21 protein-coding genes are annotated in these 21,910 nt (G+C 73.0%); 6 read left to right on the top strand and 15 right to left on the bottom strand.

What is annotated here, in order from left to right; genetic code table 11:
• Positions 1 to 36 precede the first annotated feature (36 nt).
• The 9 genes from D1J60_RS13105 to D1J60_RS13145 all read right to left on the bottom strand — a co-directional run bounded on the left by D1J60_RS13105 (position 37) and on the right by D1J60_RS13145 (position 9,645).
• Entirely contained in the window at positions 37 to 1,137 is a 1,101-nt protein-coding gene (locus D1J60_RS13105; protein WP_125821221.1) for a 2-aminoethylphosphonate ABC transporter substrate-binding protein, read from the bottom strand.
• 83 nt (positions 1,138 to 1,220) lie between these two features.
• Positions 1,221 to 2,018: an ABC transporter permease subunit gene (locus tag D1J60_RS13110; protein ID WP_125821222.1), complete on the bottom strand. Its 798-nt coding sequence runs from the start codon at positions 2,016 to 2,018 to the stop codon at positions 1,221 to 1,223.
• Positions 2,005 to 2,943 carry a 2-aminoethylphosphonate ABC transporter permease subunit gene (locus D1J60_RS13115; RefSeq protein ID WP_241253243.1) on the bottom strand — a complete coding sequence of 313 codons (939 nt, stop codon included), beginning with the start codon at positions 2,941 to 2,943 and terminating at the stop codon, positions 2,005 to 2,007. The genes D1J60_RS13110 and D1J60_RS13115 overlap by 14 nt, the downstream gene beginning before the upstream one ends.
• Positions 2,933 to 3,982, bottom strand: a complete 1,050-nt coding sequence (locus D1J60_RS13120; protein WP_125821224.1) for an ABC transporter ATP-binding protein — start codon at positions 3,980 to 3,982, stop codon at positions 2,933 to 2,935. The genes D1J60_RS13115 and D1J60_RS13120 overlap by 11 nt, the downstream gene beginning before the upstream one ends.
• Positions 3,979 to 4,644 (bottom strand): HAD family hydrolase, encoded by a 666-nt coding sequence (locus D1J60_RS13125; RefSeq protein WP_241253552.1) that lies wholly within the window; start codon positions 4,642 to 4,644, stop codon positions 3,979 to 3,981. The genes D1J60_RS13120 and D1J60_RS13125 overlap by 4 nt, the downstream gene beginning before the upstream one ends.
• A gap of 104 nt (positions 4,645 to 4,748) precedes the next feature.
• Entirely contained in the window at positions 4,749 to 5,870 is a 1,122-nt protein-coding gene (locus D1J60_RS13130) for a TIGR03364 family FAD-dependent oxidoreductase (RefSeq protein WP_125821226.1), read from the bottom strand.
• Between the two features lie 157 nt (positions 5,871 to 6,027).
• Positions 6,028 to 6,795 carry a GntR family transcriptional regulator gene (locus D1J60_RS13135; RefSeq protein WP_125821227.1) on the bottom strand — a complete coding sequence of 256 codons (768 nt, stop codon included), beginning with the start codon at positions 6,793 to 6,795 and terminating at the stop codon, positions 6,028 to 6,030.
• Positions 6,796 to 7,018: 223 nt separating this feature from the next.
• Positions 7,019 to 7,759 (bottom strand): hypothetical protein, encoded by a 741-nt coding sequence (locus D1J60_RS13140; RefSeq protein ID WP_125821228.1) that lies wholly within the window; start codon positions 7,757 to 7,759, stop codon positions 7,019 to 7,021.
• A gap of 779 nt (positions 7,760 to 8,538) precedes the next feature.
• Complete coding sequence (locus tag D1J60_RS13145; RefSeq protein WP_241253244.1) at positions 8,539 to 9,645, bottom strand: ROK family transcriptional regulator; 1,107 nt, start codon at positions 9,643 to 9,645, stop codon at positions 8,539 to 8,541.
• Between the two features lie 55 nt (positions 9,646 to 9,700).
• Between D1J60_RS13145 and D1J60_RS13150 the strand changes: the two genes are divergently transcribed.
• Together D1J60_RS13150 and D1J60_RS13155 are read left to right on the top strand one after the other, a co-directional pair.
• Complete coding sequence (locus D1J60_RS13150) at positions 9,701 to 10,828, top strand: Gfo/Idh/MocA family oxidoreductase (protein ID WP_125821230.1); 1,128 nt, start codon at positions 9,701 to 9,703, stop codon at positions 10,826 to 10,828.
• Between the two features lie 113 nt (positions 10,829 to 10,941).
• A complete protein-coding gene (locus tag D1J60_RS13155; protein WP_125821231.1) occupies positions 10,942 to 12,141 on the top strand; it encodes an ALF repeat-containing protein in 1,200 nt (399 codons plus the stop codon).
• Positions 12,142 to 12,263: 122 nt separating this feature from the next.
• On the opposite strand, the gene D1J60_RS13160 is transcribed toward D1J60_RS13155, so the two are convergent.
• The 4 genes from D1J60_RS13160 to D1J60_RS13175 all read right to left on the bottom strand — a co-directional run bounded on the left by D1J60_RS13160 (position 12,264) and on the right by D1J60_RS13175 (position 15,284).
• Positions 12,264 to 13,121, bottom strand: coding sequence for a fumarylacetoacetate hydrolase family protein (locus D1J60_RS13160; protein ID WP_125821232.1), 858 nt, complete (start codon positions 13,119 to 13,121; stop codon positions 12,264 to 12,266).
• Positions 13,122 to 13,260: 139 nt separating this feature from the next.
• A complete protein-coding gene (locus tag D1J60_RS13165; RefSeq protein ID WP_125821233.1) occupies positions 13,261 to 13,914 on the bottom strand; it encodes a YidC/Oxa1 family membrane protein insertase in 654 nt (217 codons plus the stop codon).
• Between the two features lie 114 nt (positions 13,915 to 14,028).
• A complete protein-coding gene (locus D1J60_RS13170; protein ID WP_241253245.1) occupies positions 14,029 to 14,406 on the bottom strand; it encodes a DUF6412 domain-containing protein in 378 nt (125 codons plus the stop codon).
• Positions 14,407 to 14,414: 8 nt separating this feature from the next.
• Positions 14,415 to 15,284 (bottom strand): class E sortase, encoded by an 870-nt coding sequence (locus tag D1J60_RS13175; RefSeq protein WP_345501397.1) that lies wholly within the window; start codon positions 15,282 to 15,284, stop codon positions 14,415 to 14,417.
• A 56-nt stretch (positions 15,285 to 15,340) separates the two neighbouring features.
• Here D1J60_RS13175 and D1J60_RS13180 point away from each other — a divergent pair, with 56 nt between their 5' ends.
• Together D1J60_RS13180 and D1J60_RS13185 are read left to right on the top strand one after the other, a co-directional pair.
• Complete coding sequence (locus tag D1J60_RS13180) at positions 15,341 to 16,336, top strand: SEC-C metal-binding domain-containing protein (protein ID WP_125821235.1); 996 nt, start codon at positions 15,341 to 15,343, stop codon at positions 16,334 to 16,336.
• A 59-nt stretch (positions 16,337 to 16,395) separates the two neighbouring features.
• Entirely contained in the window at positions 16,396 to 18,117 is a 1,722-nt protein-coding gene (locus D1J60_RS13185; RefSeq protein ID WP_125821236.1) for a DUF262 domain-containing protein, read from the top strand.
• Between the two features lie 44 nt (positions 18,118 to 18,161).
• Here the strand turns inward: D1J60_RS13185 and D1J60_RS13190 are convergent, their stop codons facing one another.
• Both D1J60_RS13190 and D1J60_RS13195 read right to left on the bottom strand, forming a co-directional pair.
• The gene (locus D1J60_RS13190) at positions 18,162 to 19,169 is read right to left on the bottom strand and encodes a hypothetical protein (RefSeq protein WP_125821237.1); all 1,008 of its coding nucleotides are present in this window, start codon (positions 19,167 to 19,169) and stop codon (positions 18,162 to 18,164) included.
• A 193-nt stretch (positions 19,170 to 19,362) separates the two neighbouring features.
• Positions 19,363 to 19,905 carry a GNAT family N-acetyltransferase gene (locus tag D1J60_RS13195; protein WP_241253246.1) on the bottom strand — a complete coding sequence of 181 codons (543 nt, stop codon included), beginning with the start codon at positions 19,903 to 19,905 and terminating at the stop codon, positions 19,363 to 19,365.
• 158 nt (positions 19,906 to 20,063) lie between these two features.
• Between D1J60_RS13195 and D1J60_RS37240 the strand changes: the two genes are divergently transcribed.
• Both D1J60_RS37240 and D1J60_RS13200 read left to right on the top strand, forming a co-directional pair.
• Positions 20,064 to 20,246, top strand: coding sequence for a hypothetical protein (locus D1J60_RS37240; protein WP_164720782.1), 183 nt, complete (start codon positions 20,064 to 20,066; stop codon positions 20,244 to 20,246).
• Positions 20,247 to 20,369: 123 nt separating this feature from the next.
• Complete coding sequence (locus tag D1J60_RS13200; protein ID WP_042800947.1) at positions 20,370 to 20,672, top strand: hypothetical protein; 303 nt, start codon at positions 20,370 to 20,372, stop codon at positions 20,670 to 20,672.
• Positions 20,673 to 21,910 lie beyond the last annotated feature (1,238 nt).

Below are 21,910 nucleotides of genomic sequence, written 5' to 3' on the forward strand. Positions count from 1 at the left end.
GACTGTCGCGGCCGTGGGTGGCCGCCGGGTTACGTCTCAGCTGCCGGTCGCGGACTTCCACGCGTCGACGTGGGCGGTGAGGTTCTTGTCGATGTCGGCCCAGTCCGGCTGGAAGACCTCGACTCCGGCCATCAGCCTGGTGAGTTCGACGGCGTTGGCGTCGGTCGGCTTGACGTCGGCGCGCGCCGGGAAGCCGCCGCCGATCTCGCTGACCTGCTTCTGCGCCTCCTCGCCGAGCATGAAGTCGAGGAGCTTCCTGCCGTTCTCGGCGTGCGGGGCCTTGGCGACCAGGCCGGCTGCGTAGGGCAGGGCGAAGGTGGTGGGCTTGCCGCCGTCCTTGGCGGGGAACCAGATGCCCAGGTTGGGCATGGACTTGGACTGCGCGAAGTTCATCTGGACGTCGCCGTTGGCGACGAGCAGCTCGCCCTTGTCGGTCTTCGGCGCGAGCTTGCTGGTGGAGGAGGACGGGCCGACGTTGTTGGCCTGGAGCTTCTTCAGGTACTCCAGCGCCGGCTCCTTGCCGCCGAAGTCGTGCATCGACTTGATCAGGACGGCCGTGCCGTCGCCCGCGACACCCGGGGTGGAGTACTGGAGCTTGCCCTTGTACTTGGCGTCGAGCAGCTCCTCCCAGGTCTTGGGCGCCTGGCCGAGTTCCTTCTTGTTGTAGACGAAGCCGAAGTAGTTGTTGACGACGGAGGTCCACTTGCCGTCGGCGGCCTTGTCGGCCCCGTTGACCTGGTCGGAGCCCTGCGGGGCGTACGCCTGGAGCAGCCCCTTTCCGTCGGCCTGCTGGATGAAGGGGGGCAGCGTGATCAGTACGTCGGCCTGGGTGTTGGTCTTTTCGCGGACGGCGCGCTGCACCATCTCGCCGGAGCCGCCCTCGACGTACTTGACCTCGATGCCGGTCTTCTTGGTGAACTCGGCGAAGACCTTGTCGTACCAGCCGTCGCCCTTGTCGCTCTTGAGTCCGTCGGCGCTGTAGACGGTGACCACCTTCTCGCCGCCGTCCCCGGCGTCGGCGGCCGGGGTGGATCCGCCGCCGCAGGCGGTGAGGGAGGCGGCGAGGGCGAGGCCGCCGGTGAGGGCGGCGGCGGTGCGGAGCGTGAACGTGGACGTGGACGTGGACGTGCCGGTCATGGAACTTCCTTACGGGGAAAGGGAGTCTGCGGGGGACGGGGACACCGGAGGGGGGTCGGCGGGGGCGGGGTTACCGGAGGGAGTCAGCGGTAGGAGGCGCGGGTGCGGACGCGGGAGACGGCCAGCAGCACCAGCAGGGTGGTGGCCATCAGGACCACGGCGACGGCGGAGCCGGCGAAGAGCGAACCGCGGTCGGTGGCGGTGAAGATCCGGACCGGGAGGGGCATCCAGTCCGGCGGGTAGAGCATCATCGTGGCGCTCAGCTCGCCCATGGAGAGGGCGAAGCACAGACCCGCGGCCGCGGTGAGGGACGGCAGCAGGAGCGGGAGGCGGATCCGCCACAGCACGCGGCCGGGACGGGCGCCCAGGGAGGCCGCGGCCTGCTCGTACGCGGGGTCGAGACGGACGATGGCCGCGGAAACCGACTGGTAGGCGAACGCCGTGACGAGGACCGTGTGCGCCAGGACGACGATGGAGCCGGTGCCGTTGAGGAGGACGGGCGGCCGGCTGAAGGCGACGAGCACGGCGAGTCCGACGACCACGGACGGCACGGCGACGGGCAGCACGAACAGGGCGTCCAGGCACCGCTTGCCGCGCCGGCCGAGGGACGCGGCGGCCAGCGCGGCCCAGGTGCCGACGGTCAGCGCGAGCAGGCTCGCGGCCAGGGCGGTGGCCAGGGAGGTGGTCAGGGCCTGGAGGGACTCCCCGCGGACGGCCGCGGCGTAGTTCGCCGTGGTCGGGCCGGAGGGAAGGGCCCCGGACCAGTGGGTGGCGAAGGAGGCGGCCACCACCACGAGGAGGGGCAGGGCGAAGAGGGGCAGGAAGAGGACGCCGAACAGGCCCCAGGCGGCCCAGCGGCCGCCCTTGCTATGCACCAGCACGCTTGCCCACCACCCGGTAGAGGCCGAACAGGCCGACGGATATCGCGATGTTGACGACGGCGACCACGCAGGCGGCCGCGTAGTCGGATTCGAGGATCGCCTTGCCGTAGACGAGCATCGGCAGGGTCGTGACGTCCTTGGCCCCGGTGAACAGGACGATCCCGAACTCGTTGAGGCACAGGACGAGGACGAGGCTGCCGCCGGCGGCCAGGGCGGGCAGGGCCTCGGGGAGGATCACCTGCCGGACGATCCGGGCGGGGCGGGCGCCGAGGCCCGCGGCGACCTCCAGCTGAGCGGTGTCCAGCTGGGAGAAGGCGGCGAGCAGCGGGCGCATCACGAAGGGGGTGAAGTACGTGATCTCCGCGAGGAGGACGCCCCAGGGAGTGGTGAGGAAGTGGAAGGGGCCCTCGGAGACGCCGAGGACGCCGGTCCAGACGCCGTTGGCCATGCCCACCGTGCCGTAGATGAAGAGCAGGGCGAGGGTGATGAGGAAGGAGGGGAAGGAGAGGAAGACGTCGATGAACTTGGCGACGGCCCTGGCCCCGGGGAACGGTACGAACGCGATGACCAGGGCGAGGGTGAAGCCGAGGAGGAGGCAGCCGGCGGTGGCGCCGACGGCCAGCCAGACGGTGGTGCCGAGGGCCTCGCGGAAGGCGTTCGAGGCGAAGACGGCGGAGTAGGCGTCTAGGGCGCCGCCGCCGTTCTCGGGGGTGAAGGACTGCCGGACGACCAGCGCGAGGGGGTAGAGGAACACCAGCGCCAGCACCACCACCGGGGGCAGCGCCCAGACGGCGCGGGGCAGGCTCAGCCGCGGGTCGGGGCCGGCGCCGGGGGTGTCCGGGCCGGGGCCGGGGGCCGGCGGAGCGGGGGCCGGCGGAGCGGGGGCGTGCCGGGCGGGGGCCGGCGAGGTGGCCTCAGCCATCACAGACCCCCGCCGCCAGCAGCACCGCGTCGCGGGGCTCGAAGTGCAGGGTCACCTCGTCGCCCAGCGCCGGGGTCTCCCTCAGCTCGGGCAGGTCCGCCTTCACCCGGTGCCCGCCCACGTCCACGTACAGCCGGTGCGTCGAGCCGCGCCACTGCACCTCGGTGATCGTGCCGCGCAGGGCGTTCGGCCCCTCGCCGAGTCCAAGCAGGTGCGGGCGTACGCACAGGGTGGCGGTGGAGCCCGGGGCCGCGGGCCCGGCGTCGAGGGCCAGCGGGCGGCCCGCGAAGACGGCCCCGCCGTCGGCCACCGTCACCGGCAGCAGGTTGGCGTTGCCGACGAAGGACGCGGTGAACTCGGTGCGCGGCGCCCGGTACAGCTGCTGCGGGGTGCCGCAGTCCTGGAGGCGGGCCCGGTCCATGACGGCGATCCGGTCGGCCAGCGTCAGCGCCTCGACCTGGTCGTGGGTGACGTACAGGATGGACACCTCGGGCAGTTCGCGGTGCAGCCGGGCCAGCTCGGCCAGCATCCCGGACCGCAACTGGGCGTCGAGGGCCGAGAGCGGCTCGTCCAGGAGGAGGACGCCGGGACGGATGGCGAGGGCGCGGGCGATGGCGACGCGCTGCTGCTGGCCGCCGGACAGTTCGCGGGGGTAGCGGCGGGCGTAGGCGGCCATCCCCGTCATCTCCAGCGCCTCGGCGACACGGGCGGGGACCTCCGCCTTGGGGGCCTTCTGCGCCCTGAGCCCGAACGCGACGTTGTCCTCGACGCGCATGTGCGGGAAGAGCGCGTACTGCTGGACGACCATCCCGATGCCGCGCTTGTGCGGCGGCAGGGCGGTGACGTCCCTGCCGCCGAGCAGCACCCGCCCGGAGGCGGGCCGGACGAAACCGGCGACCGCGCGCAGGGCGGTGGTCTTGCCGGATCCGGAGGGGCCGAGGAGGGCCATGACCTCGCCGGGCTCGACGGTCAGGTCGAGGGAGTCCAGGACGGTGGTGCCGTGGTAGGCGACCGAGACGGAGTCGAAGCGGATGCCGCTCACGACGGCTCCGCGAGCGGGGCGAGGAGGGCGGGGAGCTCGGTGACGGAGCCGAGTACGTGGGTCGCGCCGTGTCCGGCCAGCGTGGCGCGGTCGTGAGCGCCGGTGAGGACCCCGGCGACGGTGCCGGCGCCGGCGCGGCGGCCGCTGAGCATGTCGTAGGCGGTGTCGCCGGCGACGACGGTGTCGCGTACGTCGGCCACGGCGCCGGTGCGCAGGAACGCGGCCAGCACCATGTCCGGGTAGGGGCGGCCGCGGCCGCCCGCGTCGGCGGGGCACAGGGTGAGGTCGGCGAGGTCGCGCCAGCCGAGGGCGTCGAGGATGGCGTCCTGGGTGACGCGGGCGAAGCCGGTGGTCAGGGCGACGGTGTGGCCGGCGGCGCGGAGTTCCTCGATGGCGGCGCGGGCGCCGGGGAGCGGGGCGACGAGGCCGCCGTCGACGAGTTCCGCGTACGCCTCCTCGAAGGCGGAGTTGGCGAGCCGGGCGCGCTCCTGCGTGCCGAAGAGGTGGCGGAAGACGGAGATCTTCGACTCGCCCATGGTGTCGCGGACGTACTGGAGCTTCTCGGCGTGGCCGGGGGTGCCCGGTTCGACGCCGAGGCGGGCGGCGGCCTGCTCGAAGGCGCGCTCGACGAGACCGCCGTCGGCGACGGTGGTGCCGGCCATGTCGAGGACGACCAGCTTCCTGGGGACGTTGCCGAGGATGCCGTTGGGGACGTTGCCGGGCACGTTGTCGGGGATGTTGTCGGGCACGTTGTCGGTCATGCGGTTCACCAGCCCAGTTCGTTCGCGGTGGTCTCGGCTATGGCGGGCGAGCAGGTCATGCCGCGGCCGCCGGGTCCGGTCACCAGCCAGACGCCGTCGGCCACCTGCTGGCGGTGGACGACGCGGGTGGTGTCGGTGCACTGCGCGTACACGCCGGCCCAGCGGTGCCTGATCTTCGGCAGGGGCCGGCCCAGGAAGGACTCGACGACCTGGGTGAGGTGGTCGTAGGGGTCTTCGAGGGTGTCGAACGCGAAGGGGTGCTCGTACTCGTGGGTGTCGCCGATGGTCAGTCCGCCTTCGAGGCGCTGGACCATCAGCAGCTGCATCCTGTGCGCGGCGGCGACGGGTGTCTGCGCCTGCTCGGCGTTGAGGACGTCGAGCGCGTCGCCGCGGTAGGCGGGGTAGTAGCGGAAGCTGTCGGCGTCGGCGACGGAGGTGGTGAGCGGCTCGCCCAGCGGGGCGGTCTGCATCATCTGGAGCCGGACGCGGCGGACGGGCAGTTCGGGGGCGAGTTCGCGGACCAGGCCGGACAGCCAGGCGCCGGTGGCGAGGACGACGGCGTCACCGCGGTGGACGTCGCCGTGGTCGTCCCGGACCGCGCCCGGGCCGGCCAGGTCGCGCACCTCGCGGCCGGGGACGAAGGTGTAGCGGCCGGAGGCGCGGAGGGCCTCGCGGAGGTGGAGCTGGGCGGTGCGCGGTTCGACGGCCGCGTCGCGCTCGCACCACAGGGCGGCCTCGAAGGCCCCGCGCAGGGCCGGGTTGACCGCCCGTGCCTCGGCGGCGGAGACCAGCTCGTAGCCGCGGGCGGCGGCGTCGGGGCGGGCGGCGGCCGCCTCGGCGACCGCGTACTCGCGGGCGTTGCGTACGGGGGTGAGGGAGCCGATGGCGCGGAAGCCCAGGCCGGGCACCTCCGCGCCGATCCGCTCCCAGAGCTCCCGGGCGCGCAGGGCGGTGTCGAGCTCCTCGCCCCCGGCCCGGCCGCTGACCCAGATCTGGCCGAAATTGCGCAGTGAGGCGCCGCGCGCCTCGGCCTCGCGCTCGATCTGGACGACCTCGTGGCCGCGTTGGACTGCTTGCCAGGCGTGCATGGTGCCGACCACGCCGCCTCCGACGACTATGACTCTCACGGCGTCCACGGTCGGCGCGACCGGTGACCCGGGGGGATCGCGTGGGCGACGGGGCAGTGAACAGCCCTCGACGCTTGGACTAGACCCGTTATCGTTCCGTGATGCGAGTGGGCCGCTGTTTGTCCGATTGACGGGGATTCGAGCGGGACTCGCCGGGCTATTCGGGCCGCAGGTGGGTCGTGAAGCTGAACCGGTCGCCACGGTAGAGCGAACGCACCCGTTCCAGCGGCCGACCGTCCCGGTCCCGCGAGAAGCGGTGGATGAGGAGCATCGGGAGCGCGGGCGGGGTGCCGATCAGCAGGGCCTCGCGGGGGGTGGCGAGGACGGTCTCCAGCTTCTCGTCCGCGTCCCCGAAGGAGATGCCGAGGCTGTCGTGGAGGTAGCCGTAGAAGGAGGAGTCCGGCTTGAAATCGACGTCGAGGCGGGGGACCCGGGCAACCCGGATGTACGTGCTCTCCAGCCCGACGCGCTCGTCGTCGGCGAGCAGCACCCGCTCCAGGTGCCAGACGGGCTCGCCCGCCTCGGCGCCGATGCCGGGCGCGAGGTCGGGCGGGCAGGGGAAACGCTCGAGGCCGATCAGGTTGCGGCCCGGGCGCCGGCCCTGACGGCGCACCCCCTCGGTGTAGCTGGCGAGGGAGAGCGGCTGCTCCAGCTTGGGGCCGGCGACCACCGTCCCGCGTCCGGAACGGCGCAGCCGGCCTTCGAGCAGCAGCTCGCGCAGGGCCTGGCGTACCGTCTCGCGGGCCACCTCGTACCGCTCGGCGAGATCGCGCTCGGTGGGCAGCAGGCCGCCTTCGCCGAGCTCGTCGAGGAGGTCGGCGATGCGGGCCTTGACGGCGTAGTACTTGGGGATGCGGCCGTGCTCGGGGATGCCGGAGCGGACGGGCGAGCCGGGGCGGTGGGGCGGCGTGTTCTGGTCTTCCACGCTCGGACTGTACGCGGGGCAGGTGTACGGGGCGGGCGGGCTACGCGTACGGGGCGGGGTTACGCGCAGGGGCCTGGTCAGGCGTACGGGCCTGGCTACGCGTACGGGGTCTGGTTACGCCGACGGGTCATGCCGACGGGGACGGCGAAGGGTCACGGCGAAGGGTCACGCCGACGACGGTCACGCCGAGGGGTCACGCCGACGCGGGTCACGCCGACGACGGTCACGCCGACGCCCTGATCCTCCGCGCCCCGAGCAGCAGCCCGCCCCCGGCGGCGAGCGCCGCGACGGCCATCCCGCCGTAGGCCCACTCGCGGGGACCGGTGTGCGCGAGCGAGCCCGCCTCGGCCGGGTCCTGCGGCCCCTGCACCGTGAAGCGGTACCCGCCGGCCTCGCCGACCCACTCGCCGTCGTCGGCCTGGCGCTGGACCAGCGCGGCGTCGGCGACGACCTCGCCGAGGGGGGCGTCGGGGGCGAAGGCGAGCCGCACCTTGACGGTGGCCGAACCCCCGGCCGGGACCGACAGGCCGGAGAACCTGCTCCCGCCGTCGAACACGGCGATGATCTCGCCGCGGTCGGAGCGCTCCAGGGTGACGGGGTAGGGGCCGCCGGGCGCGTCGAACTCCATCTTGAGGTGGGCGGGGCGCAGGGCCCGGGCGGGGTCGGTGAAGACGACCACGGGGTGGATGGCCGTGCAGGTACCGCTGGTGGTGTTGGTCAGGTCCAGCAGCCAGCTCTGCGGCCCGGCACCGGCCCGGTAGACCGCCGGCCCGCCCCGGATCCGCGCCCCGATGGGGAAGGCGGTGGCCTTGCCGTCGCCGCAGGTGGCGTGCGCCCGGGAGGGCAGCGCGGGGGCGGGTCGGGCACCGCCGCCGTTGCCGATGTCGGCGGTGGCGGTGGGGGCGCCGAGGGCGAGCAGGAGGGCGGTGAGGGCAAGGGCGTTGCGGGTGTCGCGCAGTCGCATGGAGGACCCTTTGCTGCTCGCCGGACGGTACGGAAGGCAACGAACCAGAACGATGTTCGGACGAGGCGACAATCACCCCGCCCCTTGTCCGCACCCTGCCACGACCCCGCACCCCGGGCCCCGCACCCCACGCGCGAACCCTGCCGGTTTACGCCCGAACGGCGGCCGGGGTCAAACCGGGCCCCCGACGCGCGGGGCCCGGAGCCCCCGATCTAGCCCACCGGCGCCTGGGGCGCGGGGCGCGGGGCGGAGCCACCGGTCCAGCCCCACCGGTGCCTGAGGCGCGGGGCGCGGGACTCGGGGCGAAGCCCCCCCACCGGCGCCTGAGGCGGGGGGCTCGGGGGGGGGGCGGAGCCCCCCTCCAACCCAACCGGCATTTGAGGTGCGGGGTTCGGGGCGAAGCCCCCACCCAGCCCCACCGGCACTTGAAGCGCGGGGCTCAGAGCGGAGCCCCCATCCAGCCCACCGGCGCCTGAGGCGCGGGCCTCGGGGCGAAGCCCCCCCCATCCAGCCCCACCAGCGTTTGACGTGCGGGGCTCGGGGCGGAGCCCCCCATCCAGCCCCACCGGCATTTGAGGCGCGGGCCTCGGGGCGAAGCCCCCCATCCAGCCCCACCGGCGTTTGAGGTGCGGGGTTCGGGGCGGAGCCCCGAGGAACGGTGGAAGGGCGGGTAGGGGATCCCGCCCCGCGCAGCGGCCCACCCCGCCCGGCCCGCCGGCCCGGCCCCGCCAAGGCCCGGCCCCGGCGCAGCCCCCCGCACCCCGCCGGCCAGGCCAGGGTCAGGCCCACCCGAACACCCGCCCCCGCACCAGCGCCGCCGCCCCCTCCGCGACCCCGGCCGGGGACGGCTCGACCGACGGCGGGCGCTCCAGCAGGACGCGGGACGCCAGCACCGCGCGGACCCCGGCCACGAAGGGCTCCGGGTCCACGTCCACCACCCGGCCACCGAGCAGGATCCGGTCCACGTCCAGCAGCGCGGCCAGATTCGCCGCCCCTTCCCCCAGGATCCGCGCCGCCTCCGCCACGTCGCCCCGGGCCACCGCCGCCAGGCAGAGCACCTCCAGGCACCCGCGCCCGCCGCACCGGCACGGCGGCCCGTCCAGCCGCAGCACCTGGTGGCCGAACTCCCCCGCCGCCGAGCGCGCCCCCCGGTGCACCGCCCCGTCGATCCGCAGCCCGGCGCCGAGCCCGCTGCCGACGTGGAGGTACACCGTCGTGCCGGAGCCCGGCCCGCCCGGAGCCCCGGGATCCCCCGGAGCTCCCGCCGCGACCCCGGCGTTGGTGTCCTTGTCCAGCACCACCGGCAGCCCCAGCCGCCCCGCCAGCACCTCCCGCAACGGGTACCCCGCCCAGTCCGGGAACCCCGTCACCCTCCCGAGCACCCCGCTCCGCCAGTCCAGCGGGCCCGGCGCGGCGGCGCCCACCCCGAGCAGCGGCGGCCCCGCCCCCGCCTCTCCGGACACCCGCGCGACCGCTCGTACGACGCAATCCACCACCGCCCCGGGGCCGGCCCCGAAGTCCAGCGGCCCGCTCCACCGCGCGACCACGCCGCCCGCCAGGTCGACGCGGACCGCGCTCAGCTCGTCGCGGTCCAGGTGCACCCCGACCGCGTGCCGGGCCCCGGGCACCAGCCGCAGCAGCGTGCGCGGCTTGCCGCCGGTCGAGGGGCCGCGGCCGGCCTCGGCCACGAGCCCCTCCGCCACGAGCCGGGCGGTGATCTTGCTGACGGCCTGCGGGGTGAGCCCCGTACGCGCCGCGAGCTCGGCGCGGCCCAGCCCCGGCGCCCCCGCGGCGCGCAGCAGGTCCAGCAGCAGCGCCTCGTTGTGCCCGCGCAGCGCCGGCAGGTTCGCCCCGCCACGCCCGCTCCCGCCCTCGCCCCTGTTCACCAGCCCATTGTCCACCCTCCTTGCACTTACACAACGCTGTTGCCAAAGTGTCCCCATGAACGCCACCCCCTCCCCGGCCTCCGCCTCCTCCCCCGCCTCCCCCTCCTCCCCGCTGCGCGTAGCGCTCATCGGCTACGGACTCGCCGGCTCCGTCTTCCACGCCCCGCTCGTGTCCGCGACCGACGGCCTCCTCCTCGACACCGTCGTCACCTCCGATCCCGGCCGGCAGGCCCAGGCGCGCGAGGCCCACCCCGGCGTCCGCATCGCCGCCTCCGCCGACGAGCTGTGGCAGCGGCCGGACGCGCCCGACCTGGTCGTCGTCGCCTCCCCCAACAAGACCCACGTGCCCCTCGCCACCACCGCCCTCACCGCCGGCATCCCCGTGGTCGTGGACAAGCCGCTGGCCGCCACCGCCGCCGAGGCGTACGGACTGGCCGCGCTCGCGGAGCGCACGGGGACCTTCCTCTCCGTCTTCCAGAACCGCCGCTGGGACAACGACTTCCTCACCCTGCGCCGCCTCCTCGCCGACGGCGAGCTCGGCGAGGTCCAGCGCTTCGAGTCCCGCTACGAGCGCTGGCGGCCGCAGCTCAAGGGCGGCTGGAGGGAGTCCGGGGCCCCGGAGGAGATCGGCGGCCTGCTGTACGACCTCGGCAGCCACGTCGTCGACCAGGCGCTGGTGCTCTTCGGCCCGGCGGTGCGCGTCTACGCGGAGACCGATGTGCGCCGCCCGGCCGCGGAGGCCGACGACGACACGTTCATCGCGATCACGCATGCGAACGGTGTCCGCTCCCACCTCTACGTCAGCGCGACCGCGGCCCAGCTCGGCCCGCGGTTCCGCGTGCTCGGCTCGCACGCCGGCTACGTCAAGTACGGCCTGGACCCCCAGGAGGCCGCCCTGCGCGAGGGCCTGCGGCCGGGCGGCGGCGACCCCGGCGCGCAGCCCTGGGGCGAGGAGCCCGAGCACCTGTGGGGGCGGCTGGGCTCCGGCGAGTCCCCCCTGACCGGCGGCGGAATCCCGGTGCGCACTTCTCCCGGGGACTACCCCGCGTACTACGCCGCCGTCGCGGCGGCGCTGCGGACGGGCGGCCCGGCGCCGGTCACCGCGCAGGAGGCGGCACGCTGCCTGGCGGTACTGGAGGCGGCCCGCAGGTCCTCCCTCGAGGGGGTGACCGTGGAGATGTGATCCGCCCGGCGTGACCGGCCTTTGTCGGAAAATCGATGCATTGAGCACCGAATCGCGATCTATCCTGCACGGGCTGTTGATCATCACACGTGTGAAGAACGGAAACCCTGCCTGTGAAGCTGCCCCGGATCGCGTCCGTCGTGGCCACCGCCGCGATCGCCCCGGCTGTCCTGCTCTCCTCGCCCGCCTTCGCGGCCGACGCCTCGTCGGCGACGGCCCCGTCGTCGCCGACCGCGCCCGACCAGGACCCGCAGGGCGGCGCGCAGCCCACGACGACCCCGGCGAAGACCCCGGCCGAGGACCCGGCAGCCCAGGAGCGGGCCCGGGTACAGCAGATCCTGAACGACCCGGCGAGCGGCCCCGGCGTCCGCGAGGCCGCCGCGAAGGCGCTCAAGGGCGACGCCGACGCCGTGCGGCACTTCCTGAACGTCGAGTACGCACGGCAGCAGTTCGACGACGACTACGTCCGGATCTCGAAGATCATCGACGTCGGCGGGAAGGCCGTGAAGGCCGCGGCCAAGGAGGCCCTGCTCAAGAACAACCAGGACGCCTTCACCGAGTTCCTCAAGAACGGCCAGCACGTGGCCCGCCTCGAGGACGACCGCGTCGAGATGATGCGCATGCTGAACGGCGCCGGCCGGGGCATCACCCAGGCCGTCAACGACCTCATGAGCCACGGCACGCGCGAGCAGATCCGCGAGTTCGTCGCCACCGGCCAGCACAAGGTCCGCGCCGAGGACGACCGGGTCGCGCTGCTCGGCATGCTGAAGGACGCGGGGCCGGGCCTGAAGGAGGGGATCATCAAGCTCCTCGAGAGCAACCCGACCCCCGAGCAGCTGCGCGAGTTCGTGAAGAACGAGCAGCACCTGCTCCGCGACGACGACAACAGGGTCGACATCGCGAGGATGGTCGCCAACGCCGGCCCGGAGCTGAAGAAGGCCGCCCTCGCCGCCCTCAAGGGCACCGCGGCGGACCGCACGGAGTTCCTCAAGACCGGCCAGCACGTGGCGCGCGCCAAGGACAAGGCCGCCGGCCACACCGGCGGCTCGGGCACCACGGGCGGCACCGGAACCGGCACGAACACCGGCACGGGCGCGGGCACCGGCACCGCCGGCGTGGTCCAGCCCGCCGTCGCCAAGGGCACCGGCGGCAACGCCAACGCCACCCCGGCCGGCGGCTCCGGCTCCACCCCGCTCGCCAGCACGGGCGCCGGCTCCGAGACGTGGATCGCCGGCACCGGCGCCGCCGCGCTCGCCGCGGGCGCCGGCCTGGTCGTCGCCAACCGCCGTCGGCGCGCCTCGGCCGAGGGCTGACCGGCACCGCTCCACCGTCACGCACACGGGGAGGGGCGGGCCGCCACCGGCAGCCCGCCCCTCCCCGCACTCCCGCCCAACGCGCACAGTGCGGGCTGCGCGGGCTGCGCGGGCTGCGCGCACTACGCGCTCTTGAACTCCTGCCGCTGCCGGCCGAGCTTCTCGATCTCCAGCTCCACCACGTCGCCGGCCCGCAGGTACGGCTTCGGCTCCGGCTGGCCCATGGCCACGCCGGCCGGGGTGCCGGTGACGATGACGTCGCCCGGGTACAGGGTCATGAACTGGCTCAGGTACCGCACGACCTCGCCGACCGGGAAGATCTGGTCGGCGGTGTTGCCGTCCTGCCTGAGCTCGCCGTTGACCCACAGCTTGACGTCCAGGACCTGCGGATCGGGGACCTCGTCGGCTGTGACCAGCCACGGGCCGAGCGGAGTGAAGGTCTCGCAGTTCTTGCCCTTGTCCCAGGTGCCGCCGCGCTCGATCTGGAACTCGCGCTCCGACACGTCGTTGACCAGCACGTAGCCGCCCACGTGCGCCAGACCCTCCTCGGCGGAGCCCAGGTAGCGGGCGGTGCTGCCGATGACGACGCCGAGCTCGGCCTCCCAGTCGGTCTTCACGCTGCCGCGCGGGATGAGCACGGTGTCGTCGGGGCCGACCACGGTGTCCGCGGCCTTCAGGAACAGGATCGGCTCGGCCGGCGGCTCCGCACCGATCTCGGCCGCGTGCCCGAAGTAGTTCAGCCCGATGCCCACGACCTTGCCGATCCGGCCGACCGCGGAGCCGATCCGCAGCCCCTCGGCGTCCAGGACCGGCAGCTCGCCGCCCTCCGCGGCCTCCCGTACCCGGGACAGTACGGACTCGTCGGACAGCAGGGCGCCGTCCACATCCGTGATCAGGCCGGACAGGTCCCGCAGGGTCCCGTCCTGGTCGAGCAGCGCGGGGCGCTCCGACCCGGCGGGTCCGACACGCAGCAGCTTCATGGGCATTCTCCCGTGGTCGTGGGTGGTCGACCCATGGGCATGCCGGTGGAACGGGCACGGCACGGGCCGGCCGATGGGTTGCGGCCATCGGAGGATTGGCTGATCCTCCAAGAAGTCCGGCCAATCCGCAAGACCCCGTTCACAGACTGGAACGCGCGGCGCTCTCCTTCCGGTACTGGAGCCAGGCCCGCTCCCCGACCGACCAGGCGGTGGTGGTCAGCAGGTAGAGCCCGGCGGCCAGCGGGACCACGGCCGCGGTCACCAGCGTCCCGAACGACAGCAGGGGCACTACGCCGCCCAGCTTCCGCATCGCCTCCACCTGCTCGGCACTCAGCGCCGGCGAAGCCCCCTTCCCACCGACCGGCACCGGCACGGGCGCGGGCACGGGCGCGGCCGCGGCAGCCCGCCGCCCCCGCACCGCGCTCCAGGCGGCCACCACCGCGATGGCGGCGAACAGCGCGAGGAACACCAGCCCCTGCGCTCCGAACGGGCCGCCCTCCTCCAGCGCCCCCGTCCAGCGGGCCCCGAGCGGCGCGGCGAACAGCCGGTGCCCGAGCAGCTCCCCGCCCGAGGAGAACGACCGGTACATCAGGTAGAACACCGGCAGCTGCAGCAGCATGGGCAGGCAGCCGGCCGCCGGCGTCGCCGCACGGAACGCGGCACGGCCCAGCGGGTACAGGGCCAGCCGTACGAGAACGGTGAACAGCACGATCGCGGCAGCGGTCGCGGACTCGGCCAGCACCGGCTCCAGAAGCCGGCCCAGCTCGACGACAAGATCAGTGAAAACGGACACGCGGGCCCTCCGAGGGGTCTCGTCAAACGTCGAAAGAGGTGCATTTCGGCGTGACGACCCGCGAGGGGCGACAACAGCGATCGGTCAGCAGAAGGCAGGAGGCACTGCGCGCCCCTACGCGGCCGTCAGGACCGGACGGCCGGGTGCCCTGGGCCGCGACCGGCCCGAGGCGTCGGGATCGCGCTGCGGCAGGAACGCCGTGCGCTGCTCGCGATCACGGATCGCGGTACGTATTCGGTGCGGCGGCACGGGCCGTACGAGGGACGCGGCCAGTACGGCGGCCCCCACGGCGACGGCGGCGGCCAGCACGACCACCCCGGCGGCCAGCCCCGCGTCCCCGGACACCAGCCCGAGGAACCCGCCGAGCAGCAACAGCGCGACGAGCACCCGCACCACGCGCGAGGACGACAGGACGGAGGAGACGAAGAAGGACCGCGCACGGACGAACCGCTCGAACACCATCCCCACCCCCTCCTCGAAAGTCGAACCCACGCCCGATACTAATGCTCCGCACTGACAACGGTCTTGAGGGCCCCCCACACCACCATCCGGTACCTGGAGCTGTACTCGGGCGTGCACGTGGTCAGCGTGATGTAGGAGCCGGCCACCTCATAGCCGTACCCGGGCTTGACCCCGCTCCGCGGCACCGGAGCGATGACCCCCACGTCCCCCGGGCTCGTCTCCGCCAGCACCTTCCCCACCACGTACACGTACCGCCGCCCCCGCACGTCGACGTACACCTCGTCCCCGTCCCGCAGCCGGTTCAGGTACCGGAACGGCTCCCCGTGCGTGTTCCGGTGCCCGGCGAGCGCGAAGTTCCCCTCCGCACCGGGCTGCGCGGTCCCCGCGTAGTGGCCGGCGTACCCCTTGTCCAGCACGGCCCGCTTGTCCACCCCCTCGGCGACGGGCACGGCGAGCCCGATCCGCGGAATCCGCAACACCGCGTACGCCTCGTCCCGCGCCGGCACCCGGCCCGCCGGAGCCTTCCCCCCGGGTGGCGGCGACGGCGAGGCCGCCCCGCGGCCCTTCCCCGGAGCAGGCGCCACCGGAGGACCGCTGGACCCACCCTCGACAACGACCGGATCCCCACCCCCGTCGCCCGCCGGAGCCCCGGCCCCATCCCCGGAAGGGGACTCGGACGCGACGACGCCCCCGGACCTCCCCCACCCCTCCTCCAACACCTGGACCTGCTCCTGCGCGGCCGCCGCGGCCTGCCGGTTGGTCCACCACACCTGGTGCACGACCAGCAGCGCCACCACCACACCCACCGTGGTGAGCACCTCGCCACCCACCCACCACAGCCGCACCAGACCCGCCCGCCCCACCGGCCGGCCGCCCCTCTGCACCACCACCCGCACGCGATCCCGCACGGCGGGCACCCTAAGACCTCCCCCCTCAACTGACCAGCAGCAGTACGGTGTGAACCATGCGCCCCGACACGCCTGCCGAGCACACCGCCGAAGCCGAGCGTCTGATCCGCACGGCGACCCGCTACCCCGAGGACCAGGAGCCCTTGCTCCTCCAGGCCGCGGCCCACCTCGAACTGGCCGACGCCCGGGAACGCGCGAGCGCCCTCTACGACCAGCTCCTCTCCTCCTCCCCCGCCAACCCCCACCTGATCAAGGCTCTCCAGGCCGCGAACCTGTGGGAGTACGGCCACGAGGCCGAGGCCCGTGCCCTGATCTCCGGCATCCGCGCCGCCGCCCCCACGGACCCGGCACCCTGGGAAGTCATCGCCGAGGCCCTGGAATCCCACGACGAACTCGAGTCCTCCCACGAGTGCTTCACGGAGGCGGCCACCCTCCTCACCTCGGAGGACACCCCCCTCACCCACGCCACCACCGCACTCCTGACGGGCCGCCACCGCGTCCGCAGGCTCCTCGGACTCCCCCACGACGACTGGGACATGGTGGCCGACACCCGCCACACAGGCCCGATCCCGCTGGACGAACTCCACGACCCGAAGCGCATCTGGGCCCTGGGCTCCGAAGACCCTGCCGAACTCCGCGCCGAGATCGCCCGCCTCCGCGCCGAACTCGGCGACCGCCGCGCCGCCCTGTCCCGCCCCTTCCCGGTGGCGATCCTGCACTGGCCGGCCCGCGAACTGTCCGAGCTCCTCACCAGCTACCCCACCCTCGCGACGGAGTACCCCACCCGGGAAGCCCACCTCCAGTCCGTGGAATCCTCCCTCCGCGCCCTGTCAGCCTCCGGCACCACGAACCTCGGCATCGTGACGGGCAGCGTCCCCTCGTACGAAGCCTTCGCGGCCTCGGAGAAAACCTCCCCGGCCTCCCCGGCCCTCCTCCCGGAATACGCCACCACCCTGGCCGCCCGAGGCAAAGCCACCCCCTGGCCCCCCACCCCCACGTCCCCCTGCTGGTGCACCTCAGGCAAGCCCTACGCGGAGTGCCACGGCGCCTGACAACAGTGGGAAACCGAACGGCTCCCAGCCAAGACCCTGTCTTCATCCCGAAGGATTCCATGACCAGCGCATACGAGTCGGACCCGATCTTTCAGACCCACCCGCTGCAAGTCCTGAACCTGGTGACCCGGATCCAGAGCAGCGAGATCGCTCTACCCGACTTCCAGCGGGACTTCGTATGGGACCCCACTCGTACTGCCGAACTCCTGGGATCCATCATGTCCCGCTACCCCGTGGGGACACTCCTTTTCTGGGAACAGGACAAGGAACAGAGTTTCGCCAGCAGAAGTTTTGACGGCGCCCCAACAACCTCTCTCAACCTGCCTTCCGTGCTCGTCCTCGACGGTCAACAACGTCTGACGTCCCTCTATCAGGCATTGACCGGCTCTGGCGATGAGCGATACTTCATAAAAGTTGACGAGTTTGTTGATATCCCTTCGCGAAAGGTACGGGAGGTGGCAGACGTCGACTTCGAAAAGGCGATCTTCTCCATGCCGGTCGCACCCAAAGCCGGACGCAGAAGCCAGGCCCTGCTCCCTTCTCACCTCCCCATAGCCGAAGTGCACCAGTTCGACCAGTGGTTGGATGACTACGCAGACGCCCTGGAAGCCGATCCGCAGACACCCCTCACCGCAAGGGAGGCAAAGAGCCTGTACCGAGAAATGCGCGACAAGTACATCAGCCCGCTCAAGACGTACGGCCTCCCTGTCCTCACTCTTCCGAGTTCGACCTCAATGGATGCCGTCTGCACCATCTTCGAGACACTGAACCGGACGGGAAAGCCGCTCGGCCCCTTCGAACTCCTCACCGCGCGCTTCTTCCGACAGGGGGTCAATCTCCGAGATCTCTGGGACGAAGCCGAGGCCAACCACAGGTCTCTCAAGGAGTTTCGAATCGACCCTTACAACGTACTTCAGGCGATCTGCCTGCGAGCCCGAGGAAGCGCACAACGTTCGGACGTACTCAAGAAGCTGACCGGCGACGACATCAATACGCACTGGAAGAGTGTTACCGCAGGCTTTGCGGGCGTCATCGACATGATCCAGTCAGACTGCGGTGTCACTTCGCAGAAGTGGCTCCCGTACGGAATGCTCCTCACCCCCATGGCAGCAGTTTGGGAACAGCAGAAGGACCTCAAGCCCCTGGATCGCTCTCAGGCCCTGCGTCGACTGCAGCAGTTCTTCTGGGCGAGCGTCTTCACAACGAACTACGACCAGGGCGCCAACAGCCAGATGGGGGCTGACTACTCCCGCCTCTCCAAGTGGATCACCGCCGCCGAGGAAGAGGCCCCCGAGGCCGTGAGCGAGTTGCCCATCAACGCGGCGACCTTGCGCACGGCAACAGTCCGCCGCAAGGCCCTTTATTCAGGCCTCATTTGTCTACTCGTCAAGAACAGGGCGGCGGACTTCCACACGGGGCAGAGCATGACAGCAACCCGATCCCCGGAGGCCGAGTCTCACCACATCTTTCCGAAATCATATCTGGCAAGGCAGCCGGCCGGAGAAAGCTCCGAGCTGATGCTTAACCGCTCCCTCATTGACGGAGAGACGAACCGCATCATCGCAAACCATGCGCCAAGTACGTACATCGAGAAGATGAAAGCCACCTATGGCGAACAGAGGTTGGCGGACGTTCTGGCCTCACACGCCATCGCAAGTCACGAAACCAGCGGACTTCTGCGTGACAACTACACGATGTTCCTGGATGAGCGCCTGGAGATCGTCATTCAACTCGTCGAGGAGGCTACAGGCAAGGTGATCCAGCGCGATGTAACCCACTAGAAAACTCTCCTTTTGCTCCTCGAGCCCACGGGACTCCCGATTTGCTAGAGGTCGAACGGTAGGCCCAACTGCTCGTGGCCGCGGGCTGTGGCCCTGGGTGGGGTGGGGCGGGTGGTGGCCAGGGTGAGGAGGGTGCGGAGGGCTTCGATGACCTCCTTCGGGGTGTCGCGGATCATCGACGGGGTCGCGCTGGCCACCAGGATGCCGTGGGCCTCCAGGCGGAGGCGGCGGCGGAGGGTGGCCTGCCAGGCGTCCCGGGTGTAGTGGTACTCCGCCGAGTCGACCTCCAGGGCCACGCCCTCGTCGGGCCAGTAGGCGTCCGGGCTGGCCAGGAAGGTGCCGTCCGGCGTGTAGAGGCGGGCGTTCCACAGCGGGGCCGGGAGGTCGGTGCCGGTGAGGGCGTCGCGGGCCCGGGCCTCGGCCGGCGAGCGGATCCCGGCCAGGAGTTCCCCGGCGGCGGCGCGGATCGCCGGGCGGGCCAGGAGGCGGGCGCTGCGGAGTTCGGCGTGGAGGTCGTGCGGGTGGCACCAGCCCGCCTGCACGACCTGGGCCAGGACCGAGCGGATCCGGTCGGGGTGCGCCTCGGGTCCCGGGCGGGCGGCGAAGTCGGCGGCGGCGCGGACCGGGCGGGCGCTGGGGACGCCCGCGACGGTGATGGTGCGGGGCCAGCGGGAGGTGGTCAGGGGCCGGACCTGCGGGGTGCCGGCGAGCCGGCGCGGAGCGCGGATCAGGACGTCGGCCGGGGCGGGTGGGGTGTCGCGGATGCCGAGGAGGGAGAGGGCGGCGGCGCCGGTGAGGGCGGCGGTCTCGCCGGAGAGCGGGTCGGCGGCCGGTTCGGCGGCGTACAGGACGGCGGCCAGGGCCCGTTGGCGGTGGTCGGGCGGGCCCGTCTGGAGGAGGTAGACGCGGGGCAGCAGGCGTTGCCAGGGCCCGCCGGGGCGGGTGCGGGAGGTGACGGTGCCACCGGGGACGCCGGCGGTGGCGGTGAGCTGGTGGCGGGTGGCGAGGCCGAGCTGGCGGCGGGCCACTTTGGCGGTTCCGGGCGTGATCATGCCGCGGGTATGCCCGCTGCGCACCCGGCTAGGCCGTGTCTTTCGGATCTTCCCGGTCAAGCGCGCGTTGTCCGGTGCTGTGCATCGGCGCGTTGGCGGGGCGCCCTTGTGCTGGACGTGCTCGGGTGCACCGCCAACGCGGCGAGGTGCGGTGCCGGGCGGCGCGGGTCAGGCCGGATCCGGAAGACACGGCCTAGCGGGGACGCCCCGGGTGGTTCGGGGACAGGAAGACGACGACGCCCGTCTGGGTGCCGGGGAGCGCGGGCACCTCGTGCCAGCCCAGGCGGCGGTACGTGGCCACCGTGTCGGTGGCGAACCGCGAGGTCAGCAGCCAGGCCCGGCGCTGCGGGGCGTCCGCGGTGATCTCCGCGAGCAGGGCCCGGCCGGTGCCGTGGCCGCGCGCGTGGGCCCGTACGGCGAGCTCGTCGATCTCCAGCGCCCCGACGAGCAGCTCTCGTACCCGTTCGGCTCCGAGCTGGGCCGCGACCTGCGGGTACGCGCGGTGCTGCGGGAAGGGGGCCTGCGTCAGCCAGCCGGTGGCGAACCCGTCGACGCCGGCCTCGGACTGCGCGAAGGCCATACGGAACCCCGGGCGCCGGACGTCCGTCTGGAGGCGGGTCGAGAACTGGCGAATGGTTTCTTCGCATTCGTTCCAGGGCGCGGCGGAGAAGACCTCGGCGTAGGTGTCGACCAGTTCGTCCGCGAGGTCCAGGACGGTGCGTCCGTAGGAGATCACTGTGTCGACTCCTGGGGTGATTGGGCTGATTCCTGCTGGAAGACCGAATTTACGCGCACGGGGTTCCCGCGTCCGGTGATGCGCAGAAGCGGCGTGTGTGCGACAAATCGCCTCCGCGTCGTCCGTGTCGCGGACGGGGATGGGGCGTTGAGCAACCCGTGAACACGGACAGACTGCTGCGGGCGGCGGGGCGGTGCGCGCTCGCCTTCCTCCTCGTCCTCGGGGTCGTCGCGCTGTTGCCGCGCGCGGTACGGGAGGCGCTGCCGGACGCGGTGGTGGGCGGGGCGGTGCTGGTGCTCGGGGCGGTGGGGGTACGGCGGGCCTCGAGGGGGCCGCGTTAGGTTTGACGGGTGGGTGCGGTGCCGGGCGGCCGTGTGCGGGGCGGGGCCGGGCCGGGCCGGCCATGGCATGGCAGATCAGTTCCGTTCAGTTCATGGAAGACACGACGTGTGAGGGAGTTCGAGATGGCTCGGGTACCGAGTTCCGCGGTGGCGGCGGCTGGGCTGGTCGGCGGTTACGCCGTGGCCCGCTGGACCAAGAAGCGGCCGCTGGGCGGTGTCGTGCTCGGCGCCGCCGGGCTCGTTGCCGGGCGCGAGTGGCACAAGCGCGGCGGGGTGCCGGCCGCGGCCGGGCTGGGGGCGCTGTACCTCGCCGGCTTCGCGGGGGCGCATCCGCTGGCGAAGAAGGTCGGGGCATGGCCGGCGGTCGTCGGTGCGGCCGGTGTCGTCGCCGCGACCGCGTGGGCCGTGGCGGACCGCTCCGCCTGACCGGTCCCTCCGGGGGGCTGGCCAGTACCCGCCGGGGGAGCCGTGTCCCCCGGGGGTGCCGTGTCCCCTGGGGGTGCGCTGTCCACCGGGCCGGGGACCTTGCTCTGGCCGGGGGGCGCTCCTCGGGCCGGCGCCCCGTCCCCGGCGCGGGTTCCGGGGGCTGGTGGCCCGCCCCTCGGGTCGGGGCCGCTCCCCTGGCCGGGGTTGTCGAGGGGGGCCGCTGCGCGGAGCTGTCCCCTACCCGCCCTTCCACCGTTCCCCGGGCTCCGCCCGGACCCGCGCCTCAAACGCCGCCGAGGCTGGAAGGCCCCGAGCTGCGCCCGGCGCGGGAACTCGACCCACGGCCGAATCCCCCGAGCTGCGCCCGAGCCCGCCTGAGCCTGAAAGCCCCCCGGGTGCGCCCGGGGCCCTGGGAGGCTCCACCGAGGCTGAAAGACGCCCAACGGTGCCCGTGCCCGCTGGCTAAGACCGAGGCTGAAAGGCCCCGGGTGCCCGGCCCCCTGGGGCTTCGCGCCGCAGGCGCCGGCGAGGGTGGATATGCCGACCCGGTGCCCGTCGGCTTCTCGCGGCGCCCCGTTCGTCCTCAAGTGCGGGTACGAGCCCCAGACCGGCTGAGGACGCTGCGACGTGGGCAGCGCGTAGCGATCGAATGCGCCAGGGCGTTCCGCAGGGGGCTCTATGCATCTTCTGGGGTGGGTAGCGGCGCCAGACGGTCGCCGGCCGCCGAGATGTGAGGAGCGCGGAGCGATCTGGCGCGCTGGGGGACTCCGTCGGCTGCTCTGATGGACCTCTCGTGCGGGTAGCCGCGCCCCCGGATCGGGTTGGCGGCTGCTGAGGGCCCGGATGCCCGGCTGGGGAAGGCACGCGGCCCCTCGCCTCATCGCTGAGACCGGTGCCTGTCTCTTGGACCGTGCCGTTTTTTGGGGGGTTTCCCGGCAGTCTTTCGGCTTTCCGGTTCGGGCCGGCCTGTCAAGGGTCGCCGAAGGCGATCACGAAGTGACGCGACCGGAGGGAGCGCCCTTGACAGGCCGGCCCGAACCGGAAGGACGATGGGACTGACGGGAAACCCCCCACCCCTCCCTGAGACCGCCCCAGGGTATGACGCTCCCCGCACCACACGACCGCGCACACCGCGCGCGCCGGCACGGCTGGGGTCAGCGCCGCCCCCACCCCGCCCGGCCGCAGCGTTGAAACCGGCCGCCACGAGCCGACGTACGCACCGACCCGCAGACGGGGAG

The sequence above is a fragment of the Streptomyces sp. W1SF4 genome (assembly GCF_003950035.1).
GTDB classification, from domain to species: Bacteria; Actinomycetota; Actinomycetes; order Streptomycetales; family Streptomycetaceae; genus Streptomyces; species Streptomyces racemochromogenes.